Here is a 19,805-nt window from a genome sequence, read left to right on the forward strand (position 1 = left end):
ACTCCAACTCTTTGTTTTGAGGCATTTCCGGACGGAAAACCGGGTTCCACTTTTCCTGGAAATGCTCCAAGGGAAACGGCGCTGGCCAAAGCCGCACCGTTCCTTGCTCTGAGCGTCCGGAATTCGCGAACCCTGCCCGCGCCTTCCGGCCCGCGCATCAGCGAATGCGCGGCAGCTGTTCCCACTGGTGGTAGGGCGGCGGCGAAGACAGCTGCCATTCGAGCGTCGTCGCACCTTCACCCCAGGGGTTGTCGCCGGCGATCCGCTTCTTTGCGAAGGCTTCCCAGACGCAGAAGAGGAAGATCAGCACGCCGACGGCCGAGATGTAGGAACCGTAGGACGATACCATGTTCCAGCCGGCATAGGCATCGGGATAATCGATGTAGCGCCGCGGCATGCCGGCAAGGCCGAGGAAGTGCTGCGGGAAGAACACGAGGTTCACGCCCACGAACATGACCCAGAAGTGCAGCTTGCCGAGGAACTCGCTATACATGTAGCCGGTGATCTTCGGGAACCAGTAATACCAGCCGGCGAAGATCGCAAAGACTGCGCCGAGCGACAGAACGTAGTGGAAATGCGCCACCACGTAATAGGTGTCGTGCAGCGAACGGTCGAGACCGGCATTGGCGAGCTGGACGCCGGTGACGCCGCCGACCGTGAACAGGAAGATGAAGCCGATCGCCCAGACCATCGGTGTCGAGAAGGTCAGCGAACCGCCCCACATGGTCGCGATCCACGAGAAGATCTTGATACCCGTCGGCACCGCGATGACCATGGTGGCGAAAACGAAGTAACGCTGCGCTTCGAGCGACAGGCCGACCGTGTACATGTGGTGGGCCCAGACGATGAAGCCGACCGCGCCGATGGCGACCATGGCGTAGGCCATGCCGAGGTAACCGAAGACAGGCTTCTTGGAGAAGGTGGAGACGATGTGGCTGATGATGCCGAAGCCCGGAAGGATCAGGATGTAGACTTCCGGGTGACCGAAGAACCAGAACAGATGCTGGTAAAGGATCGGGTCACCGCCGCCTTCCGGCGAGAAGAATGCCGTGCCGAAGTTACGGTCGGTCAGAAGCATGGTGATGCCGCCCGCCAGAACCGGCAGCGAAAGCAGCAGCAGGAATGCGGTGACCAGAACCGACCAGGCGAAGAGCGGCATCTTGTGCAGCGTCATGCCCGGCGCGCGCATGTTGAGGATGGTGGTAATGAAGTTAATCGCACCGAGGATCGACGACGCGCCCGAAACGTGGAGCGCGAAGATCGCCAGATCCACCGCCGGTCCCGGCATGCCGCTGGTCGACAGAGGCGGATACATGGTCCAACCGCCGCCGACGCCGTAGGCGCCCGCGGGGCCCTCGACGAAGAGCGAGAGAATGAGAAGGATGAAGGCCGGAACGATCAGCCAGAAGGAGATGTTGTTCAGGCGCGGGAAAGCCATGTCCGGAGCGCCGATCATGATCGGGATCATCCAGTTGGCGAAACCGCCGATGAGCGCCGGCATGACCATGAAGAAGATCATGATCAGCGCATGCGCGGTGGTGAACACATTGAACATATGCTTGCCGCCATCGATGGCGGCGTCACCTTCGAAGCCGTAGACCATGGACGCCAGACCGTGGAAGATCTGGATGCCCGGCTCCTGAAGCTCCATGCGCATGACGACGGAAAGCCCGCCGCCGACGATACCGGCGATGATCGCGAAGATCAGGTAAAGCGTGCCGATGTCCTTGTGGTTGGTCGACAGGAACCAGCGGGCGAAGAAGCCCGGCGTATGGGAATGATGCGCATCATGCGAATGATCGTCATGAGCTTGTGCGGAATGACCATGCGAGTGATGATCGTCGTGTGCGGAAGGTCCAGCCATTGTCCTCACTCCAGAGTCAGTTGGTTTCGTTGGCGGCGACGTCGAGCGTGCGCGGAGCGCCATCGACCGAAGCCATCAACGCCCGGTTCGCACCGTTCAGGTCAGAAGCGGCGGCGGAGAGCCAGGTGTTGTACTGCTGTTCGGAAACCACCCGAATGGCGATAGGCATGAAGGCATGGTCCTTGCCGCAAAGCTCGGAACACTGACCATAATAAAGGCCCTCTTTTTCCGCCTTGAACCAGGTTTCGTTCAGGCGGCCGGGAACGGCGTCGATCTTGACGCCGAAAGCCGGCATGGCGAAGGAATGGATCACATCCGTCGGCGCGGCGGTAACGAGCAGGCGAACGGTCTTGCCGACCGGAACGACCATTTCATTGTCTACCGCCAGAAGTCGCGGATAGCGGGCCTTGTCTTCCTTGCCCGCGGCGGCGCGATCCTCATCCTTCAGCAAGTAGCTGTCGAAGGAAAGGGGTTCCGCACCTTCGGCGGCCGTATATTCATAGCTCCACAGCCATTGCGTGGCGGTCGCCTTCAGCGTCACGTCGGGGTTTTCCGGCTGCGTGAGCTGCGCGTTCAAGAGATTGAACGAGGGGAAAGCAAGGAACAGGAGAATGAGAACCGGCGCCAGCGTCCAGACCACCTCGATCGCCGTGTTATGGCTGGTCTTGGAAGCCACCGGATTTTTCGCGGCGCGGAATTTCAGGGCGACGACGATGAGCAGCGCAAGAACGAAAAGCGTAACCGGAACAATGAACCAGAGCGTATATTGTTCAAACCAGCGTATTTCGTGCATGATCGGCGTGGCGGCCTCCTGCATGCCCATTTGCCAATGCACCGGCTGATCGGCGTGGGCGCCGACAGCCGTGAGCAGACAGGTCATCCCCGCCAGTGCTGCGTAAATCCTATTCGTCACGGTACCCTCTCCCTCACGCGTCTGATCCAGATCAATCACAGACGCAGAATCCATGCTTATGGTACTAACTTCAAACCACAGTTTGTCCTCTGCCGCAATATGCGTCGGGACACGGATACGCCCCAATTTTGCCATTGGTCAATCCACGGCGACTTTCTCTCACCCGGCACCTCACCGGACCGACCGAACGCGGTTTCAAACAGCCCAGATGCGACAAAGCCCCTTCTCACAGCCGGTTTTGCCGCCAGTTTCATCGCCGGATAATGAATGTCGTGCCGGGCAAATCAGACGCCCATACCGGAAGACAGGTCCTATTTCCGCCCAACTCCGCTGGAATTGAAGGCCTGAGGCTTTTTTTTCCGGATTATGGCGTCAAAATAGCCGCACTGATTCGAATCCCAGAGGTATCCATGCGTCTTTCCCCGCTCGCGCGCACTTTTCTTGCCGCCGCCGGTCTTGCCATCATCGCCCCCGCTGCCGCGGCGCTGGCGCAACAGCAGCCGCCCGGCACGCCGAAGTCGACGCATGGCGCATGGTCTGTCATCTGCGACAAGCCGGCGGGTGCATCCGAAGAACAATGCGCGCTGATGCAGAACGTGATCGCCGACGACCGCCCGGAAGTGGGGCTTTCGGTGGTGGTGCTGAAGACGGCCGACCGCAAGTCGCGCATCCTGCGCATCCTCGCGCCGCTCGGCGTGCTTTTGAAGGATGGCATGGAGCTTTATATCGACAATAATAATATCGGCCGCGCCTATTTCACCCGCTGCTTCTCCGAAGGCTGCTATGTGGAAGTGGATATTGACGACGAGCTGCTGAAGGTTCTGCGCGCCGGCAAGAATGCGGTTTTCGCGCTGCGTGAAGCCGTGGATCAGGATCGCGTCGGTATTCCGATCGAGCTTTCCGGCTTTGCCGAGGGCTACGACGCGCTTCCTTAAAGCCCGCCATTGCCGGACAGCCTTGCGTCCGTCCGCTCCAGTGCCTAAATCGGTCACTGAACGATAATGACTGGAGCCTCCCATGACCGACGATCTTGTAAAATTCTTCGATTGCGACGAGACGCAATTGCGCAAGCTCGTCGGCGAGGCGCTCGCCGGCGCTGACGATGGCGAGCTCTTCATCGAACATGCCCAGGCCGAATCGCTGACATTCGACAATGGCCGGCTCAAGGGCGGCTCCTTCAACACCGATCAGGGCTTTGGCCTGCGCGCGGTTGCCGGGGAGACGGTGGGCTATGCCCATGCGGGCGAGCTTTCGCAAAGTGCGCTGAAACGTGCTTCCGATGCGGTGGGCGCGGTGACCAAGGGTTATTCCGGCTCCTATGCCGCAGCACCCCAGCGCACCAACAAGAAGCTTTACGGCGACGAGAACCCGATCGGCAGCCCAAGCTTCGAGGAGAAGGTGAAGCTCCTCACCGATATCGACGCCTACCTGCGCGATAAGGACCCGAATGTCCGGCAGGTGACGGCGACGATTTCCGCGAGCTGGCAGGTAGTGGATATTCTGCGCGCCGACGGCCACCGTGTCAGCGACGTCAGGCCGATGACGCGCATCAACATTTCGGTGGTGGCGGGTGAAGGCGATCGGCAGGAAAGCGGCTCCTACGGGATCGGCGGCCGCGTCGGCTTTGGCGATTTCATCACCACGGAAAACTGGCAGCGCGGCGCGGATGAAGCGCTGCGTCAGGCGCTCGTCAACCTCACCGCCATCGATGCGCCAGCCGGTACCATGGATGTGGTGCTCGGCTCCGGCTGGCCGGGCGTCATGCTGCATGAGGCTGTGGGGCACGGTCTGGAAGGCGATTTCAACCGCAAGAAGACCTCTGCATTCGCTGGTCTGATGGGCGAAATGGTCGCAGCACCCGGTGTCACCGTCGTTGATGACGGCACCATCGACAGCCGGCGTGGGTCGCTGACCATCGACGATGAAGGTACGCCTTCCGGCTATAACGTGCTGATCGAGAACGGCAGGCTGGTCGGTTACATGCAGGACCGGCAGAACGCCCGGCTGATGGGTGCGGCGCCCACAGGCAACGGCCGTCGACAGGGTTACGCCTATGTGCCGATGCCGCGCATGACAAATACCTACATGCTCTCGGGCGATAAAACGCCGGAAGAGATCATCGCCTCCGTCAAAAAGGGCATCTACGCCGTTTCCTTCGGCGGCGGCCAGGTGGATATCACCTCCGGCAAATTCGTGTTCGGCTGCACCGAGGCCTATCTCATCGAAAATGGGAAGATCGGCGCGCCGGTGAAGGGCGCGATGCTGATCGGCAACGGGCCGGATGCGATGAAGCGCGTCTCGATGATCGGCAACGATTCCAAGCTCGATACCGGCATCGGCAATTGCGGCAAGGCCGGGCAATGGGTGCCGGTCGGCGTCGGACAGCCGCATCTGCGCATGGACCAGATCACTGTTGGCGGCACGAAGGCGTAAGGGTTTTGGCCTGCCCGCAGCCGCACACATGGCTGCCATGATGCGGTTTCCTCTGGTGTGCAGCCGCGAAGACGGTAAGATCACCCCTTACCGCAGGCCTTACTCCCACACCGGGCCTGCGTGGCAAAGGAGACCATGACCATCATACGAAATGCCCTCGTTCCTGAACTTGCCGTCAGCGACTGGCAGAAAAGCCGCGCTTTTTATTGCGACCTGATCGGTTTTCATGTGGTCTATGAGCGCCCCGAGGAGGGTTTCACCTATATGGCGCTGGGGGATGCCCAGCTGATGATAGACCAGATCGGTGCGACCCGGACATTCGTGACGGACGATGCCGCACTCGAATTTCCGCTCGGTCGCGGCATGAACCTGCAGCTGGCCGTTCCCTCGCTGGAACCCATTCTTTCCCGGCTGGAGCGATCCTCTATCAACTTCGTCATGCCGCTGGAGGAAAAATGGTACAGGCGCGGCACCGTCGAAGTGGGCAACCGGCAATTCATCGTCGCCGATCCGGACGGTTACCTGATTCGCCCGTTCGAAAGCCTCGGCGAGCGTCCCTTCCGGTTCGGTTGAGCCATGCTGCCTTTTCGTCCGCAGGCCGTGATTTTCGACATGGACGGATTGCTGATCGAAAGCGAGAGGCTCTATCGCGATTCATTTCTGGCTGCCTCGGATGAAGGCGGCCATGGCATGAAGGTCGAGACCTATCAGAAGGTCTGTGGCAGCCCTTGGGATGTCATCACCGGCGCCATCGTCGCCGATTATGGCGCGGATTTTCCCATCGACAGCTTCCGCGACGCCTGGCTCCGGCATCTTGGCCTGATGATGGCGGAGGGTGTGGCGCTGAAGCCGGGCGTCATCGAAATCCTCGATCTTCTTGACCGGCTCGATATCCGCCGCGCCATCGCCACCTCGTCGCGGCACGATTCGGTGACGCGCCATCTCGGGCCCCACGATCTTCTCAGACGTTTCGACACGATCGTCGCACGCGGCGACTATACCGAACCGAAACCCGCGCCCATGCCCTATCTCACGGCCGCACGACGGCTAACGCTCGATCCCCGCCTGTGCCTTGCGCTGGAGGATTCCTATTCCGGTGTGCGCTCAGCCACATCGGCGGGCATGACAACGGTCATGGTGCCCGATGTCGCGCCACCGACCGAGGAAATGCGGGAGAAATGCGTTGCGGTTGCAAGCGACCTTCATGCGGTGGTGGCCATGTTGGAAAAGCTGGAGCCTTCAGGGTTTTGACGGCGTAAAGCGCCACTTACGCTCGATCGATCCTTCAATATCGAGACCGTTATAATAGGCCAGCAACAGCACATGGCCGAGGAGATCGGCGGTTTCGTCGGCCAGATCCCGCTTCATCTCCTCTTTGCTCCTGCCCTTAACGCGTGCCCGTCCCGTCAGCCGGTTCCAGGCCTGCGTCATCTCGCCAACCTCTTCCTGAAGCTTCAGCATGTACCAGTCCGGGTCGCGGAATATTCCGTTTTCAGCGGCATATTTTTGCGAAGCCTCTTCAAACCGACGCATCATGTCAGCAAACATTTGTTCATCCTTTGTTCACGCGCTACAACTCTAATCATGATTCTCTGACCGCGTCGACCCGTCAGTGCGTCATGCAGCCATGAACGGAAATTTCCGAGACATGCGCATGCAAGCGAGATAGAGAAAAGATATTCGAACAAACGTGCCATCGCCCATGTCCCATCTCGACTTCCTGTCGTCACTCGTCACCGCGCACAGCCCGGCGCTGCTCGCCATGTTTGCGGGTGCCGCCTTTCTTGCCGGCCTTGCGCGCGGATTTTCCGGCTTCGGTGCGGCACTCATCTTCGTTCCCCTGGCCAGCGCCATCGTCGGGCCGCGTATCGCTTCGACGGTATTGCTGGTGGTGGACGGCGTGCTGACGCTCGGCATGATACCGCCCGCCTTTCGCATGGCGGACCGGCGCGAGGTCTTCACCATGGCGGCCGGCGCCTTTGTCGGCGTGCCCGTCGGCACAATGCTGCTTTCCAAGGGTGATCCACTGACGCTCCGCTGGCTCATCTCGGGCGTGGTCGTGGTGCTGCTTGTTTTTCTGGTGTCGGGCTGGCGTTACAGCGGCCGGCCAAAGACGCCGCTGACCCTCTTCACCGGGCTGCTGGCCGGGCTGTTTTCAGGGGCGGCACAGCTGGGTGGCCCGCCCGTCGTCGCCTATTGGCTGGGCGGCGCGCTTAAAGGCGCTTTCGTGCGCGCCAATGTCATTCTTTATTTCGCGGTTTCAACGGTGTTTTCCATCGCCAGCTACTTTTTTGGCGGCCTGTTCACCGTCGATGTCTTCGTGTTTTTCCTGCTGGCCCTGCCCTTTTATGGGGGCGGTCTTTATACCGGTGCGCGATTGCATGGGCTTGCCGACGAAGCGGCGTTCCGGCGCATCTGCTACGGCCTGATCGCCATTTCCGCTGTCATCGGCCTGCCGGTGTTTGACCAGCTGCTGAAATAGGCAGGCCGAGATGGCCTGCCCGGATGGCGTTACGGATACATGCGGACCTTGGACCAGGCCCCGTCAGGCGTGTCGCGGCGAAACTCGATGCGATCGTGCAGGCGAAACTTGCGGTCGTGCCAGAATTCGATACTGAGTGGGCGGATGCGGAAACCGGACCAGTGGGACGGGCGCGGGATATCGCCGATCGCATATCTGGCGGTATATTCGGCCACCGCTTTTTCCAGCGCAAAACGGCCTTCCAAAGGCCGCGACTGCTTGGATGCCCAGGCGCCGATGCGGCTGCCGCGCGGACGGGAGGCGTAATAAGCATCCGCCTCCTCATCGCTGACGATCTCCACCTCGCCGCGCAGACGCACCTGCCGGCGCAGGCTTTTCCAGTGGAAACACATGGCCGCTTTTTTCTGGCCGAGGATCTCCTGGCCCTTCTGGCTTTCGAAATTCGTATAGAAAACGAAGCCGCGATCGTCGACGCCTTTCAGCAGCACCATGCGCACATTCGGCAGACCATTTTCGTCCACGGTGGCGAGCGCCACCGCGTTCGGATCGTTGATTTCGGAAGCCGTCGCGTCCTTCAGCCATTCGGCAAAAAGCGTGAACGGTTCATTTTCTTCCGTGAAGTCACTGGATGTTAACCCCGTTTCCGACATATTGAATAAAATGCTCCCGAGCTGATTTGGACGCCAGAGATGATCTCCGGTGAAAGATGGTGACCGTCATAGCAAAGTCGAACAGTCGAACAAAGAGCCTCCTTTCGTCGATAGCGGAAGTTTCCGCCGTCGTGTCAATGCTCGTGGTGCTGAGCGGCTGCGTCAGCCTCGACCTGTTCGGCGGAGACAAGGTCGACCGCTCGCTTTCCACGGCCTCCGTTCCCAACCAGCCGAACAATGCGCCGCAGACGGACGATGCGACGATCCGCAATGCGGTCACATCGGCCGACCTCGCCAAGCTCGCCGACCAGCCTCTGCCCTGGGCCAATGCCGCCACCGGCAGCGCCGGCGTCGTCACCGCCATTCACGAAGACAAGTCCAGCGGCTTCGTCTGCCGCAATTTCAGGACGACACGCCATTCCTTCGAGGGCGTGGCGAGCTATTCGGGACAGGCCTGCCTGTCGGAAACCGGCGAATGGCTGCTGACGCGCTTCGAGCAGAAATAATCTGTTTACCCTTTAATATGGAATAGAGCCCGCCCGGGTGCAGCACGTCTCCTCCGTAAAGGAGTGATTAGCAACTTATTGCAACAGTCGACGTTGATTAAACCGAGGGCGTGCTGGCGAATGATCGCGGGCATCCCTTTTCGGAGGGGTTAGTTTCAGGATTGCGCCATGAGCGGCAGCACGCGCCTGAGCCAACGTAACTGGTGTTTCGCATGCGCGATCCATATTCCATCCTCGGCGTGAAACGTGACGCCCGCCACGAGGACATCAAAGCCGCCTGGCGCACGAAGGCGAAAACCGTCCATCCGGACGCCAATCGCGACGATCCCGACGCCTCGGCGCGCTTTGCCGAGATCGGGCAGGCTTACGATCTTCTCAAAGACCCGAAAAAGCGCGATCTCTACGATCAGGCCCGCAGGGCGGCAGAAAAGAAACAGCGCGGCGAAACCATCATGCAGCAGCGGGAAGCCGCGCGCGAGGCAGCCGAGCGCGCCAAGGCCGCCGAAAAGCTGATGGAGGAACTGGCCCGTGCGGACGCCCGCAACCGGGCGCAGACCGGCCAGAAAGCCGATAGCAAACCGGAAAGCGCCGAAGACATCGTCGAGCGCATTTTTGGCGCCGACGCCCAGAACGATCCCAAGGTGCAGCAGGCAGCGGAAGCCGCAAAGGCGGCCGCGAACGCTGCAAAAGGCGATATACCCGCAGCCACCGCCACCGGCGATGACAAGACGTCACCCGCCTCGCTTGCCGCCAATCTTTTCAGCGCGCTGGTGCGGCGGTTCCGTGCGCCGCAGCCGGCTCCGGAAAAAGCGCCTGACATCACCGCGGAGGCCACCGTCACAGTCGCCGATCTGCTGGAGAAAAAGTGGATTACCGTTTCTCTTGCCGATGAGCGGGAAGTTCGGTTCCAGCTCGAGCCCGGCATGACCGACGGACATGTGGTGCGGCTGAAGGGACAGGGGCTGAAGCTTCCCAACATTGCGCGCGGCGATCTCGCCGTGACATTGCTGACCGCCCGAGAGGACGCTTTTTCCCTTCGTGGCTTCGATATTCATACGACCCTGCCGATATCGCTCAGCGACGCGGTTCTGGGGTGTGAAACGAAAGTCAAGACACCGCTCGGCGAAGAAAACATCACCATTCCGGCCTGGTCCGGCTCAGACCGTGTGCTGAGGCTTGCCGGCCAGGGCCTTGCCGACGGCAAGGGCGGCTCCGGCGATCTCGTCGTCGAATTGCGCATCGTCCTCTTGGAAAAGCCCGATGAAAAGGTGACCGACCTGATGCGGCACATGCGCGAAGGCCTTTATTTGTGAAAGTTTTGCGAATAGCCGGGACAACGCACCCTTTGTTACGCTCCCTAACAGTTGATGATCTTTGGCAATCTTGAACAGGATTGCAGCCTATGCCATAGGCAGGACCGATCATAAGTACTAGGGAGCATAAAATGGCTCAGGCATCCGGCCTCATGGCTGGCAAACGCGGCCTCATCATGGGTGTCGCCAATAATCGTTCCATCGCTTGGGGCATCGCCAAGGCCTGTGCCGACGCGGGCGCGGAAGTTGCGTTGACCTGGCAGGGCGATGCGCTGAAGAAGCGTGTCGAGCCGCTGGCGCAGGAACTGGGCGCGTTCATGGCCGGTCACTGCGATGTGACCGATCTCGAGACGATCGATGCGGTTTTTGCCTCGCTGGAAAAGCATTGGGGCAAGATCGACTTCGTCGTGCACGCCATCGCCTTTTCCGACAAGGATGAGCTGACTGGCCGTTACCTCGATACCAGCCGCGACAACTTCAACCGCACCATGGACATTTCCGTGTTCTCGCTGGCCGCTGTTGCCAAGCGCGCCGAGCCGGTCATGAATGACGGCGGCTCGATCATCACGCTGACCTATTACGGCGCCGAAAAGGTCATGCCGAACTATAACGTCATGGGCGTGGCCAAGGCTGCTCTCGAGGCCAGCGTGCGTTATCTTGCCGTCGACCTCGGCAATCGCGGCATCCGCGTCAACGCCGTTTCCGCCGGCCCGATCAAGACGCTTGCAGCTTCCGGCATCGGCGACTTCCGCTATATTCTGAAGTGGAACGAATACAATGCGCCGCTGAAGCGCACCGTTTCCATCGAGGAAGTCGGCAAGTCGGCTCTTTACCTGCTGTCCGACCTTTCGACGGGCGTGACCGGCGAAATCCACCATGTCGATTCCGGTTACCACACCATCGGCATGAAGGCCGTGGATGCGCCTGACATCTCGGTGGTGAAGGACTAAGCCTTAAAAGTGTAAGAACGGGGTATCGCCTTGCTCGTCTATATGATCCGGCACGGACAAACGGACTGGAATGCGATACGCCGGCTTCAGGGCCAGAAAGACATTCCGCTCAACGATTTCGGCCGCCAGCAGGCGGTCGGGAACGGCAAACTCCTCGCACAGCTGCTGGGAGAACAGACCACGGATTTCGACTATGTGGCGAGCCCGCTCGGGCGCACGCGCGAGACCATGGAACTGATGCGCGGCGCGATGGGCCTCGATCCCAAGGCCTATCGCGCCGACGATCGCCTGATCGAAGTTTCTTTCGGCGACTGGGAGGGACAGACCCTGCCGGAGCTGAAGAAAGAGTTTCCGGACCGGGTGAAGGCGCGCAAGGCCAATAAATGGGATTTCATTCCCCCCGGCCAGGACGCCGAAAGCTATGAAATCCTCTCCTGGCGCATCGGCGCATGGCTTTCCTCCGTCGAGAAACCAACAGTCTGCGTCTGCCACGGCGGCGTCATCCGCTCTATCTTCCGGCTGGTATCCGGCATGGACAAGGACGAGGCATCGAAAACGCAAATCCCGCAGGACCGGATTTTGAAGGTCGAGATGGATCGGAAGAGTGTGGAGTGGATTTCGTGAGGGGCTGTCTGGTTTCCTAAGACTGGCAGGACATCGCGGCTCGTTTCTTCTCCCCGCCGGGGAGAAGGTGGCCCGAAGGGTCGGATGAGGGGGCAAGGTTGCCGGATTTCGGAGAGCTTGCCCCCTCATCCCGCTGCCGCGACCTTCTCCCCGGCGGGGAGAAGAAGCACGTGGCAACCGCTCGTTTCACAACGGAGGTTTGGGATGAGGGCTGAGTAAGGGGCTGGTTTTACTCAACGACCTGAAGGTCGTCGACCACACGTTTTCCATCCACTTCCGTGTAGAAAACCACGACCTTCACGCCCGCTTTCAAACCTTCGAAATTGAACTCTTCCGGCACGCGGTAGGTCTTGCCGTCGTTCAAGGTAATGCTCAGCCCGTTCGCATCGATCTTGCTGATCGTGCCTTCCACGTCAACGCTCTGGGCGTAGCCGTTAATGGGCATCAGGAGGTTGGCGGTGGCCAGAAGGGCGGCAATCATCATACGCATCGATCTAGCTTTCGTGGATTTGCGTGAAAACCTTACATGCATGAAGAATTGCCTTTCGAATGTGGCGGAAATTGCCCGCAACCATGACATTTTCAGCCCAATTGATGAACGGATTTCAAATCCTGTTCAAGCCGTTAGTGGTTTTTACACCGCATTTTCCGGCAATATTGGAAAACTCCGGTTTAAGGTGGAAAACCTTGGCTCTTTTACAATTTCGTCATCTCCAAAACCTCGCTGTCCGGCGCGAATCGCCATCCCCCTCATCCCTGTGCTTGTCACAGGGATCCAGCCAGCCCAAATCCTAGGGCTGAAAGGACTCTCCCCGCCGCGTAGACGCGCGTCGGCTGGATTCCTGTGACTAGCACAGGAATGAAGGCAGAGACCTACCGTAGCGCGCAGCACCGCACTTATCCCGCCCCAGCAAAAGAAAGGCTTTTGCCTTGCCCGGATTTTCCACTAAGACAAATCCGCTTGTTTTAAACGGCGCCGTCCACAGGCGCCCTGTTTCCGGTCTTGAGAACGATGTCGCATAACAGTTTCGGTCACCTTTTTCGCGTTACCACCTGGGGAGAAAGCCACGGGCCGTCGCTCGGCTGTGTGGTGGATGGTTGCCCGCCCGGCATCCGCTTTACCCTTGCCGAGGTGCAGCACTGGATGGACAAACGCAAACCGGGCCAAAGCCGTTTCGTGACGCAGCGCCGCGAGGATGACATCGTGAAAGTTCTCTCCGGCGTCATGCTGGATGAGGACGGCGAGACGATGACGACGACAGGCACGCCGATTTCCATGCTGATCGAAAATACTGACCAGCGCTCCAAGGATTACGGCGAGATCGCCAAACGTTTCCGCCCCGGCCATGCGGATTTCACCTATGACCTGAAATACGGCATTCGCGACTATCGCGGTGGTGGGCGCTCCTCGGCGCGCGAGACGGCGGCGCGTGTCGCCGCCGGTGCGATCGCCCGCAAGGTGGTGCCGAGCCTGAATGTGCGCGGCGCGCTGGTGCAGATCGGCAAGCACAAGATCAACCGCGACAATTGGGATTGGGATCAGGTTGACCAGAACCCGTTCTTCTGCCCGGATGCCGCCATGGTGCCGGTCTGGGAAGAATACCTCGATGGCATCCGCAAGGCCGGCTCCTCCATCGGCGCTGTGGTGGAGGTTGTGGCGGAAGGCGTTCCGGCCGGTATCGGCGCACCGATCTATGCCAAGCTCGACCAGGATATCGCCTCCAGCCTGATGTCGATCAACGCCGTCAAGGGCGTGGAGATCGGCGAAGGTTTCGCCTCTGCCGAGCTTTCCGGCGAGGACAATGCCGATGAAATGCGCATGGGCAATGACGGCAAGCCGATCTTCCTGTCCAACCATGCCGGCGGCATTCTGGGCGGCATCGCGACCGGCGAGCCTGTCATCGCCCGCTTCGCCATCAAGCCCACCTCGTCGATCCTGACGGAGCGGCAATCAATCGATGCCGACGGCAACAATGTGGACGTGCGCACCAAGGGCCGCCATGACCCCTGCGTCGGCATCCGCGCCGTGCCGATCGGCGAAGCGATGATCGCCTGCACCGTTGCCGACCATTATCTGCGAGACCGCGGCCAGACCGGCCGCCGGTAGAGGACCGAAAAGTGCGAAGCGGTTTTCGGAAAATCCGATACCGAAACAAAAGCGGAGAGCAACGCGCCGTTGCTCTCAAATAAGGGGGACCGCCATGGCCTATGACCAGAAACGCGTTGTCGACGCCATTCGCGCTTTCGAAGCAGGCGAAATCGTCGTCGTGACCGATGATGACGACCGCGAGAATGAAGGCGACCTGATCATTTCGGCGGTGCATTGCACGGCGGAAAAAATGGCGTTGATCGTGCGCCACACTTCCGGCATCGTCTGCGCGCCGATGCCGCGCGAGGAGGCCAAGCGGCTGAACCTCAACGCCATGGTGGCGGAAAACGACAGCGCGCATACGACGGCCTTCACCGTCAGCGTCGATTTCAAGCACGGCACCACGACCGGCATTTCCGCCGATGACCGCACGCTGACGGTGCGCAACCTCGCCAATCCCAATGTGGGCGCTTCCGATTTTACCCGGCCGGGCCATATTTTCCCGCTGATTTCCCGCGAGGGCGGCGTCTTGATGCGTTCCGGCCATACGGAAGCGGCCGTCGATCTCTGCCGGCTCGCCGGCCTGCCGCCCATCGGCGTCATCTGCGAGCTGGTGAATGATGACGGCACGGTGATGCGCGGCCCGCAGGTGCTGGATTTCGCCGAAAAACACGGCATGAAGTATGTTTCCGTCGCCGACCTCATCGCCTATCGCCAGCGCAAGGAAACGCTGGTGGAGATGGAAACCTCCTTCACCATCGACACGCCCTTTGGACCCGCCAAGGCGCAGACCTATTCCCTGCCGTGGGATCCGATGCAGCATATGGCGGTGATTTTCGGCGATATCCGCGACGGCGTCGACATTCCCGTGCGCCTGCACCCGGAAAACGTTGCCGATGACGTCTTCGGCGACCGCCAGCCGGTGCGGCATTATATGCAGAAAATCGCTGAGGAAGGCCGCGGCGTTATCGTCTATCTGCGTGAAGGCTCCGTCGGCGTCGGCCAGGTGGCCGGACGGCGCAAGGCGCGTGATCCCGAAGAGGCGCATGCGCAGGCCCGTTCGCGCGAAAACGAATGGCTGGAAATCGGCCTTGGCGCGCAAATCCTGAAAGATCTTGGCATCAGCTCCATCAAGCTGCTGACCACGCGGGAGCGGCATTACGTCGGGCTTGAAGGTTTCGGCATCAAGATTTCGGCGACGGATATCTGCTGATACGAGCACTGGTCTAGCTTCACAGTGCAATTTTTGGGCGAGCCGGTTCCGCTTGTTTCTTCTTCCCGGCAGGGAGAGGAAACACGCTGCAACGCCGCGCTACCTCAGCGGCGAAGATGGCGTCGCGAGGTGGGAGGCATTCCCACAATATCTCGAGCGCAAAACCTCAGTTTTCCTCCCGCCAGCCCTCCAGATAGTTCACACTCTCCACCCCGGTAAACTTCGCCAGCCTGACCAGCTCCGCGTCCAGCTTTTCCAGCCGTCCAGCCGAGGCGCGCACGCCCGGCTCCAGCCACAGGCGGCGCACATCCAGCGTGCTGCGCTTGCGATCCGCCTTCATGTCAATGCGGCCGATAAGCCTGTCACCCTCCAGAAGCGGGAAAACGTAATAGCCATATTGCCGTTTCGGCTCGGGTACAAAGACCTCAATGCGGTAATAGAAGCCGAATAGCCGTTCCGTGCGGTTTCGGTCGCGCAGCAGCGGGTCGAAGGGGCTGAGGACACGGACGCGGGCGGAGGGTTCGGGCACGTCGGTCAGGTCAGCGGTGAAATCGGCAAAGGCAAAAGACGGACGGGCAGTGTCCCCGTCGCTTGCGAGAAGCGAGACCTCGCAGAGTTCATCGCGATGGCTTTTGACCCAGTCCCTCGCCTCATGCGGGGTGACGAGATCGAAAAAGGCGGCGATTTCGCCATGGGTGGCGAAACCCAGCCGCTTCAGCGCTTCGCGGCAGGCCCAGTCGACAAATTCGGCGTGTTCTACCTCGGTTTCGTGATGCTCGCCGGGAATCACCCGTTCAGCCAGATCATAGACCTTCTGAAAATTCACGCGGCCGGCAATCGCCAGCTTACCGGTGTGCCAGAGATACTCGAGCGCGGTCTTGGAGGGATGCCAGTTCCACCAGCCGCCGGACTGGTGCCCCTCCTCCTTCAGCTCCCGCGCCAGCACCGGCCCGGTTGCGGCGATGCGCTCCAGCGTGTCGCCAAAAGCCGCATCGAAGCCCTCGCCGTGCCATTTGCGCCAGCGTTCCTGAATGATCGGCTCACGGCGACGAAAGCGATGTTTCCAATAGGGATAAAATTCCGTCGGCACGATGGAAGCGTCATGCGTCCAGTGCTCGAAAAGCGCCCGGTCCTTTTCCAAGAGCGCGGTCAGATGGCCGCGCTTGTAGGTCTGGTTGCGGGAGAATATAATCTGATGGTGGGCGCGCTCCACCGTGCCAATGCTGTCCACCTGCACAAAACCGATATCGGTGATGAGCTGCAGCAGGTCGCTCTTGGAAAGAGCCTTGCCGGGCGGAGAGGAAAGCCCCTGCCGCGCCAGAAAAATCCGCCTTGCCGCTTCGTTCGAAACCTTGATCACCATGGCGCAGAAGGTATGACGGCTTTTTCAGGATTGCAATGTTCTTTTTTTGTTCCTTGTTTCACTTCTGTTGATGACGGGGTATAGAACCGGAAAAGAGCGCGAGGATAAAAGCTTGGAAATCCGTTTTAACGCCGCCGGCGTCGCTTTCGAGGGGCGGCAGGCCCTGCGACCGCTGTCTGTGACATTGACGGAGCGGCGCATCGGCGTAATCGGCCTCAATGGTTCCGGCAAGACCACCTTTGCCCGGCTGATCAACGGGCTGAACAAACCGAGCGAAGGCACGGTTTCGGTGAACGGTCTCGACACCGTGACGGACGCCAAAGCGGTCTTGCAGACGGTCGGCTTCATCTTCCAGAATCCACAGAACCAGATCATCCTGCCGATCGTGCGCGACGACGTCGCCTTCGGTCTCAAGCGGCTCGGGCTCGGCAAAGCGGAGATCGAAAACCGGGTGAAGGCCGTTCTTGCCCGGCTCGGCATTTCTCATCTCGAAGAACGGCGCGCACATGAGCTTTCCGGCGGCGAATTGCAGCTGGCGGCGCTTGCGGCGCTTCTGGTCACCGAACCGCAAATCCTCATTCTCGACGAGCCGACCAACCAGCTCGATCTCAAAAACCGCACCATCGTGGAAAAGACCATGGCGGCGCTGTCGCAGGCGCTTGTTGTCATCACCCACGATCTGCCGCTGGTTGCGGGTTTCGACCGGGTGCTGGTTTTCCATGAAGGCGCACTGGTTGCCGACGCCGCACCCGAAGAAGCGGTGGCGCGCTATCTGGAGGTGGCATCGCGATGAAATCGCTGCATGTGGAAGGCACCGGCTGGCTCTACCGCGTCTCTCCGCGCCGCAAGCTCGTGACGCTCATGGGTTTCAGCATCGCATTGTTCCTCACCCGCGATCTGCTGGTTCTCGCAGGCGCGACGGTTCTGGCCGCCCTTATTCTGGGCGCTACGCGGCTGCCCTTCCGCGAGATCGCTTTGCGGCTGCGGCCGGTAATGCTGACCATCTTCCTTGTCGCCGCCTTCAGCTATCTCCTGCTTCCGGCACATGACGCCAGCGTCAATCTTCTGCGGCTCACGGCGCTGGCGCTGCTTGCCACGGCCGTTACCATCACCGTCAGCATCTCGCAATTCATGGACCAGATCGCGCTTGCCACCGCCCCGCTGGAACGGCTGGGGCTGGTGAAGGCCGCCGATATCGGGCTTGCGGTCGGGCTCGTCGTGCGTTTCGTGCCTGAAATCGTCAACCGTTACCATGCGGTGCGCGATGCGCACCGGGCGCGCGGCCTGCCCGTGCGGATGGCCACCATCATCGTGCCGCTGGTGATTATGACGTTGAAGGATGCCGATGTCATTGCCGACGCCATTGACGCGCGCGGTTTCAGAGGCCAAAGCTGACGGCCAGATAACCACCCGGAGTTTCCGAGCCATGACGACCCGCGACCTTGTGTTGATCTCGCTGTTTTCCGCCATCATCATCGCACTCGGGCTTCTGCCGCCGATCACGCTCGGTTTCATCCCCGTGCCCATCACCGCGCAATCGCTCGGCGTCATGCTGGCCGGTGTCGTGCTGGGCGCGAAGCGCGGCACGCTGGCGGTTCTGCTGACAATCCTGATTGCCGCCATCGGCCTGCCGGTCCTGTCGGGCGGACGCGGCGGCCTTTCCATCTTCACCACGCCGACGACGGGCTTCCTGATCGGCTGGATCGCAGCTGTCTTCGTCACCGGCACGCTCTCGGAAAAATTCGTTCATCGCGGTCAATCGGCACTGACGCAGGGCATCGGTTTCTTCGTCGCCAGCCTGATCGGCGGTGTGGTCGTGCTTTATGCTTTCGGCATCACCTATCTGGCTGTGGTCGTCGGGCTTGGTTTTGAGAAGGCCTTCATGGGTTCGCTCGCCTTCATTCCCGGCGATGCGCTGAAGGCCGTGCTTGCCGCACTTGCCGGCCGCGCCGTGATGGCCGGTTATCCGCTTCTGCCGCAGCGCGCCTGAACAGACTCTCTTCGGGAGGAAAAGCATGGCGACGCGTTTATACGAACATCCGATCTTCCTGGAGCATATCACGCCATCCGGTCACCCCGAGCGGCCGGACCGCCTGCGGTCGCTGAACATCGCGCTCGAACATCCGAATTTCGAGCGGCTGGAACGGAAGGAAGCGCCGCAGGCCAATGAGGATGCAGTGCTGCTGGCGCATCCGGAAGAGCATCTCCTTGCCGTCATGCGGCAGGTGCCCGAAGAGGATGGCGAGATCAACCGGATCGAGTCCGACACCTATCTTTCCCCCAAAAGCCTTCAGGCGGCGCTGACCGGCATCGGCGCTGCAATGGCGGCAGTAGACGATGTGTTTACCGGCGCCGCCGACAATGTCTTCGTTGCCGCCCGCCCGCCTGGCCACCATGCCGAGACCGCCAAGGCCATGGGCTTCTGTCTTTTCAACAATGTGGCGATTGCCGCCCGCCATGCGCAGAAGGCGCATGGCGCGGAGCGCGTCGCCATCATCGACTGGGACGTGCACCACGGCAACGGCACGCAGGACATTTTCTGGAACGACACATCCGTGTTGTTCTGCTCCACCCACCAGATGCCGCTTTACCCGTGGAGCGGCGATAAAAACGAAACCGGTGTGAAGAACAACATCGTCAACGCCCCGCTTTCTCCCAACACCGGCAGCGAATATTTCCGCGAAGCCTTCAAATCCCGCGTGCTGCCGGCGATTGCCGATTTTTCGCCTGACCTCATCCTCATCTCCGCCGGTTTCGACGCGCATCACCGCGATCCGCTGGCGCAGATCAATCTGGTGGGCGAGGATTTTGACTGGGCCACGGGCCGACTTCTGGAAATGGCCGACAAATACGCCTCGAACCGGGTCGTCAGCCTGCTTGAAGGCGGTTATGATCTGGAAGGGCTGGCGGAATCGGCAGCCATGCATATTTTGAGAATGATGAAGGGTTGAACATGACGGAAAATGCCAACACAGCCGATGTCAGCGGTTATTCGTTCGAAAAAGCCGTCGCCGAGCTGGAAAGCATTGTCGCACGTCTGGAACGCGGCGACGTGGCGCTGGACGAATCCATCGCCATCTATGAGCGCGGCGAAGCCCTGAAGAAGCATTGCGAGACGCTGCTGAACGCTGCGGAAAAGCGAATCGAGAAAATCCGTCTCGATCGTGCGGGCAAGCCGCAGGGTGTGGAGCCGCTCGACGGGGAATGATCGGCCATGGCGGCAGGGTTTGGACGTGATTCCACAGGCTGCTACGTCCCCAATCAGCATACTCGACGTCATCCTCGGGCTTGACCCGAGGATCCATTGATTTCAACGGGTTGTGGATCCTCGGGTCAAGCCCGAGGATGACGGCAGGGGTGTTTCCATAACCGCAGTTAACGCAGCGTTCGATATCCCGACCCTCC

At 60.4% G+C, this 19,805-nt stretch carries 22 protein-coding genes; 16 read left to right on the forward strand and 6 right to left on the reverse strand.

The window, feature by feature from the left end; all coding sequences use genetic code 11:
* Positions 1-157: 157 nt before the first annotated feature.
* Positions 158-1,864, reverse strand: coding sequence for a cytochrome c oxidase subunit I (gene ctaD / locus AGR1_RS09760; RefSeq protein WP_080791222.1), 1,707 nt, complete (start codon positions 1,862-1,864; stop codon positions 158-160).
* A gap of 16 nt (positions 1,865-1,880) precedes the next feature.
* A complete protein-coding gene (gene coxB / locus AGR1_RS09765; RefSeq protein WP_121459726.1) occupies positions 1,881-2,777 on the reverse strand; it encodes a cytochrome c oxidase subunit II in 897 nt (298 codons plus the stop codon).
* Between the two features lie 410 nt (positions 2,778-3,187).
* On the opposite strand from coxB, the gene AGR1_RS09770 reads away from it, so the two are divergent.
* The 4 genes from AGR1_RS09770 (at position 3,188) to AGR1_RS09785 (ending at position 6,461) form a co-directional block, all read left to right on the forward strand.
* The gene (locus tag AGR1_RS09770) at positions 3,188-3,712 is read left to right on the forward strand and encodes an invasion associated locus B family protein (protein WP_003521101.1); all 525 of its coding nucleotides are present in this window, start codon (positions 3,188-3,190) and stop codon (positions 3,710-3,712) included.
* An 82-nt stretch (positions 3,713-3,794) separates the two neighbouring features.
* The gene (tldD, locus tag AGR1_RS09775; protein ID WP_149146800.1) at positions 3,795-5,210 is read left to right on the forward strand and encodes a metalloprotease TldD; all 1,416 of its coding nucleotides are present in this window, start codon (positions 3,795-3,797) and stop codon (positions 5,208-5,210) included.
* Between the two features lie 135 nt (positions 5,211-5,345).
* Positions 5,346-5,783, forward strand: a complete 438-nt coding sequence (locus AGR1_RS09780) for a VOC family protein (protein ID WP_149146801.1) — start codon at positions 5,346-5,348, stop codon at positions 5,781-5,783.
* 3 nt (positions 5,784-5,786) lie between these two features.
* Positions 5,787-6,461, forward strand: a complete 675-nt coding sequence (locus AGR1_RS09785) for an HAD family phosphatase (RefSeq protein ID WP_149146802.1) — start codon at positions 5,787-5,789, stop codon at positions 6,459-6,461.
* Here the strand turns inward: AGR1_RS09785 and AGR1_RS09790 are convergent.
* Positions 6,450-6,758, reverse strand: a complete 309-nt coding sequence (locus AGR1_RS09790; RefSeq protein ID WP_149146803.1) for a MazG nucleotide pyrophosphohydrolase domain-containing protein — start codon at positions 6,756-6,758, stop codon at positions 6,450-6,452. The genes AGR1_RS09785 and AGR1_RS09790 overlap by 12 nt on opposite strands.
* Before the next feature lie 154 nt (positions 6,759-6,912).
* Here AGR1_RS09790 and AGR1_RS09795 point away from each other — a divergent pair, with 154 nt between their 5' ends.
* Entirely contained in the window at positions 6,913-7,692 is a 780-nt protein-coding gene (locus AGR1_RS09795; RefSeq protein ID WP_187772103.1) for a sulfite exporter TauE/SafE family protein, read from the forward strand.
* Between the two features lie 29 nt (positions 7,693-7,721).
* Here AGR1_RS09795 and pdxH read toward each other — a convergent pair whose 3' ends face one another.
* On the reverse strand, positions 7,722-8,342 hold the full coding sequence (gene pdxH, locus AGR1_RS09800; RefSeq protein ID WP_149146804.1) for a pyridoxamine 5'-phosphate oxidase: 621 nt from the start codon (positions 8,340-8,342) through the stop codon (positions 7,722-7,724).
* Positions 8,343-8,479: 137 nt separating this feature from the next.
* Between pdxH and AGR1_RS09805 the strand changes: the two genes are divergently transcribed.
* From AGR1_RS09805 to AGR1_RS09820, 4 genes are all read left to right on the forward strand, one after another.
* Positions 8,480-8,848: an RT0821/Lpp0805 family surface protein gene (locus AGR1_RS09805; protein ID WP_169538608.1), complete on the forward strand. Its 369-nt coding sequence runs from the start codon at positions 8,480-8,482 to the stop codon at positions 8,846-8,848.
* A gap of 212 nt (positions 8,849-9,060) precedes the next feature.
* The gene (locus tag AGR1_RS09810) at positions 9,061-10,161 is read left to right on the forward strand and encodes a DnaJ C-terminal domain-containing protein (protein WP_149146805.1); all 1,101 of its coding nucleotides are present in this window, start codon (positions 9,061-9,063) and stop codon (positions 10,159-10,161) included.
* Between the two features lie 131 nt (positions 10,162-10,292).
* Positions 10,293-11,111 (forward strand): enoyl-ACP reductase FabI, encoded by an 819-nt coding sequence (gene fabI / locus AGR1_RS09815; protein WP_080791231.1) that lies wholly within the window; start codon positions 10,293-10,295, stop codon positions 11,109-11,111.
* 30 nt (positions 11,112-11,141) lie between these two features.
* A complete protein-coding gene (locus AGR1_RS09820; RefSeq protein ID WP_149146806.1) occupies positions 11,142-11,735 on the forward strand; it encodes a histidine phosphatase family protein in 594 nt (197 codons plus the stop codon).
* A 229-nt stretch (positions 11,736-11,964) separates the two neighbouring features.
* Here the strand turns inward: AGR1_RS09820 and AGR1_RS09825 are convergent, their stop codons facing one another.
* The gene (locus AGR1_RS09825) at positions 11,965-12,225 is read right to left on the reverse strand and encodes a DUF1344 domain-containing protein (RefSeq protein ID WP_162520615.1); all 261 of its coding nucleotides are present in this window, start codon (positions 12,223-12,225) and stop codon (positions 11,965-11,967) included.
* 522 nt (positions 12,226-12,747) lie between these two features.
* Between AGR1_RS09825 and aroC the strand changes: the two genes are divergently transcribed.
* Both aroC and ribB read left to right on the forward strand, forming a co-directional pair.
* On the forward strand, positions 12,748-13,842 hold the full coding sequence (gene aroC, locus AGR1_RS09830; RefSeq protein WP_149146807.1) for a chorismate synthase: 1,095 nt from the start codon (positions 12,748-12,750) through the stop codon (positions 13,840-13,842).
* Between the two features lie 94 nt (positions 13,843-13,936).
* Entirely contained in the window at positions 13,937-15,037 is a 1,101-nt protein-coding gene (gene ribB / locus AGR1_RS09835) for a 3,4-dihydroxy-2-butanone-4-phosphate synthase (RefSeq protein WP_080791234.1), read from the forward strand.
* A 166-nt stretch (positions 15,038-15,203) separates the two neighbouring features.
* Here ribB and AGR1_RS09840 read toward each other — a convergent pair whose 3' ends face one another.
* Positions 15,204-16,400 (reverse strand): winged helix-turn-helix domain-containing protein, encoded by a 1,197-nt coding sequence (locus tag AGR1_RS09840; RefSeq protein ID WP_080791235.1) that lies wholly within the window; start codon positions 16,398-16,400, stop codon positions 15,204-15,206.
* 112 nt (positions 16,401-16,512) lie between these two features.
* On the opposite strand from AGR1_RS09840, the gene AGR1_RS09845 reads away from it, so the two are divergent.
* From AGR1_RS09845 to AGR1_RS09865, 5 genes are read left to right on the forward strand one after another with little or no spacing between them, the layout of a single operon-like run.
* Complete coding sequence (locus tag AGR1_RS09845) at positions 16,513-17,193, forward strand: ABC transporter ATP-binding protein (RefSeq protein WP_080791236.1); 681 nt, start codon at positions 16,513-16,515, stop codon at positions 17,191-17,193.
* The gene (locus tag AGR1_RS09850) at positions 17,190-17,795 is read left to right on the forward strand and encodes an energy-coupling factor transporter transmembrane protein EcfT (protein ID WP_149146808.1); all 606 of its coding nucleotides are present in this window, start codon (positions 17,190-17,192) and stop codon (positions 17,793-17,795) included. The genes AGR1_RS09845 and AGR1_RS09850 overlap by 4 nt, the downstream gene beginning before the upstream one ends.
* A 31-nt stretch (positions 17,796-17,826) precedes the next feature.
* On the forward strand, positions 17,827-18,390 hold the full coding sequence (locus AGR1_RS09855; protein WP_080791238.1) for a biotin transporter BioY: 564 nt from the start codon (positions 17,827-17,829) through the stop codon (positions 18,388-18,390).
* A 25-nt stretch (positions 18,391-18,415) separates the two neighbouring features.
* Positions 18,416-19,351 (forward strand): histone deacetylase family protein, encoded by a 936-nt coding sequence (locus tag AGR1_RS09860; RefSeq protein ID WP_149146809.1) that lies wholly within the window; start codon positions 18,416-18,418, stop codon positions 19,349-19,351.
* Between the two features lie 2 nt (positions 19,352-19,353).
* A complete protein-coding gene (locus tag AGR1_RS09865) occupies positions 19,354-19,608 on the forward strand; it encodes an exodeoxyribonuclease VII small subunit (RefSeq protein WP_003503059.1) in 255 nt (84 codons plus the stop codon).
* Positions 19,609-19,805 lie beyond the last annotated feature (197 nt).

Origin of the sequence: Agrobacterium sp. B1(2019) (genome assembly GCF_008274755.1) — a bacterium.
Lineage (GTDB): Bacteria > Pseudomonadota > Alphaproteobacteria > Rhizobiales > Rhizobiaceae > Agrobacterium > Agrobacterium salinitolerans.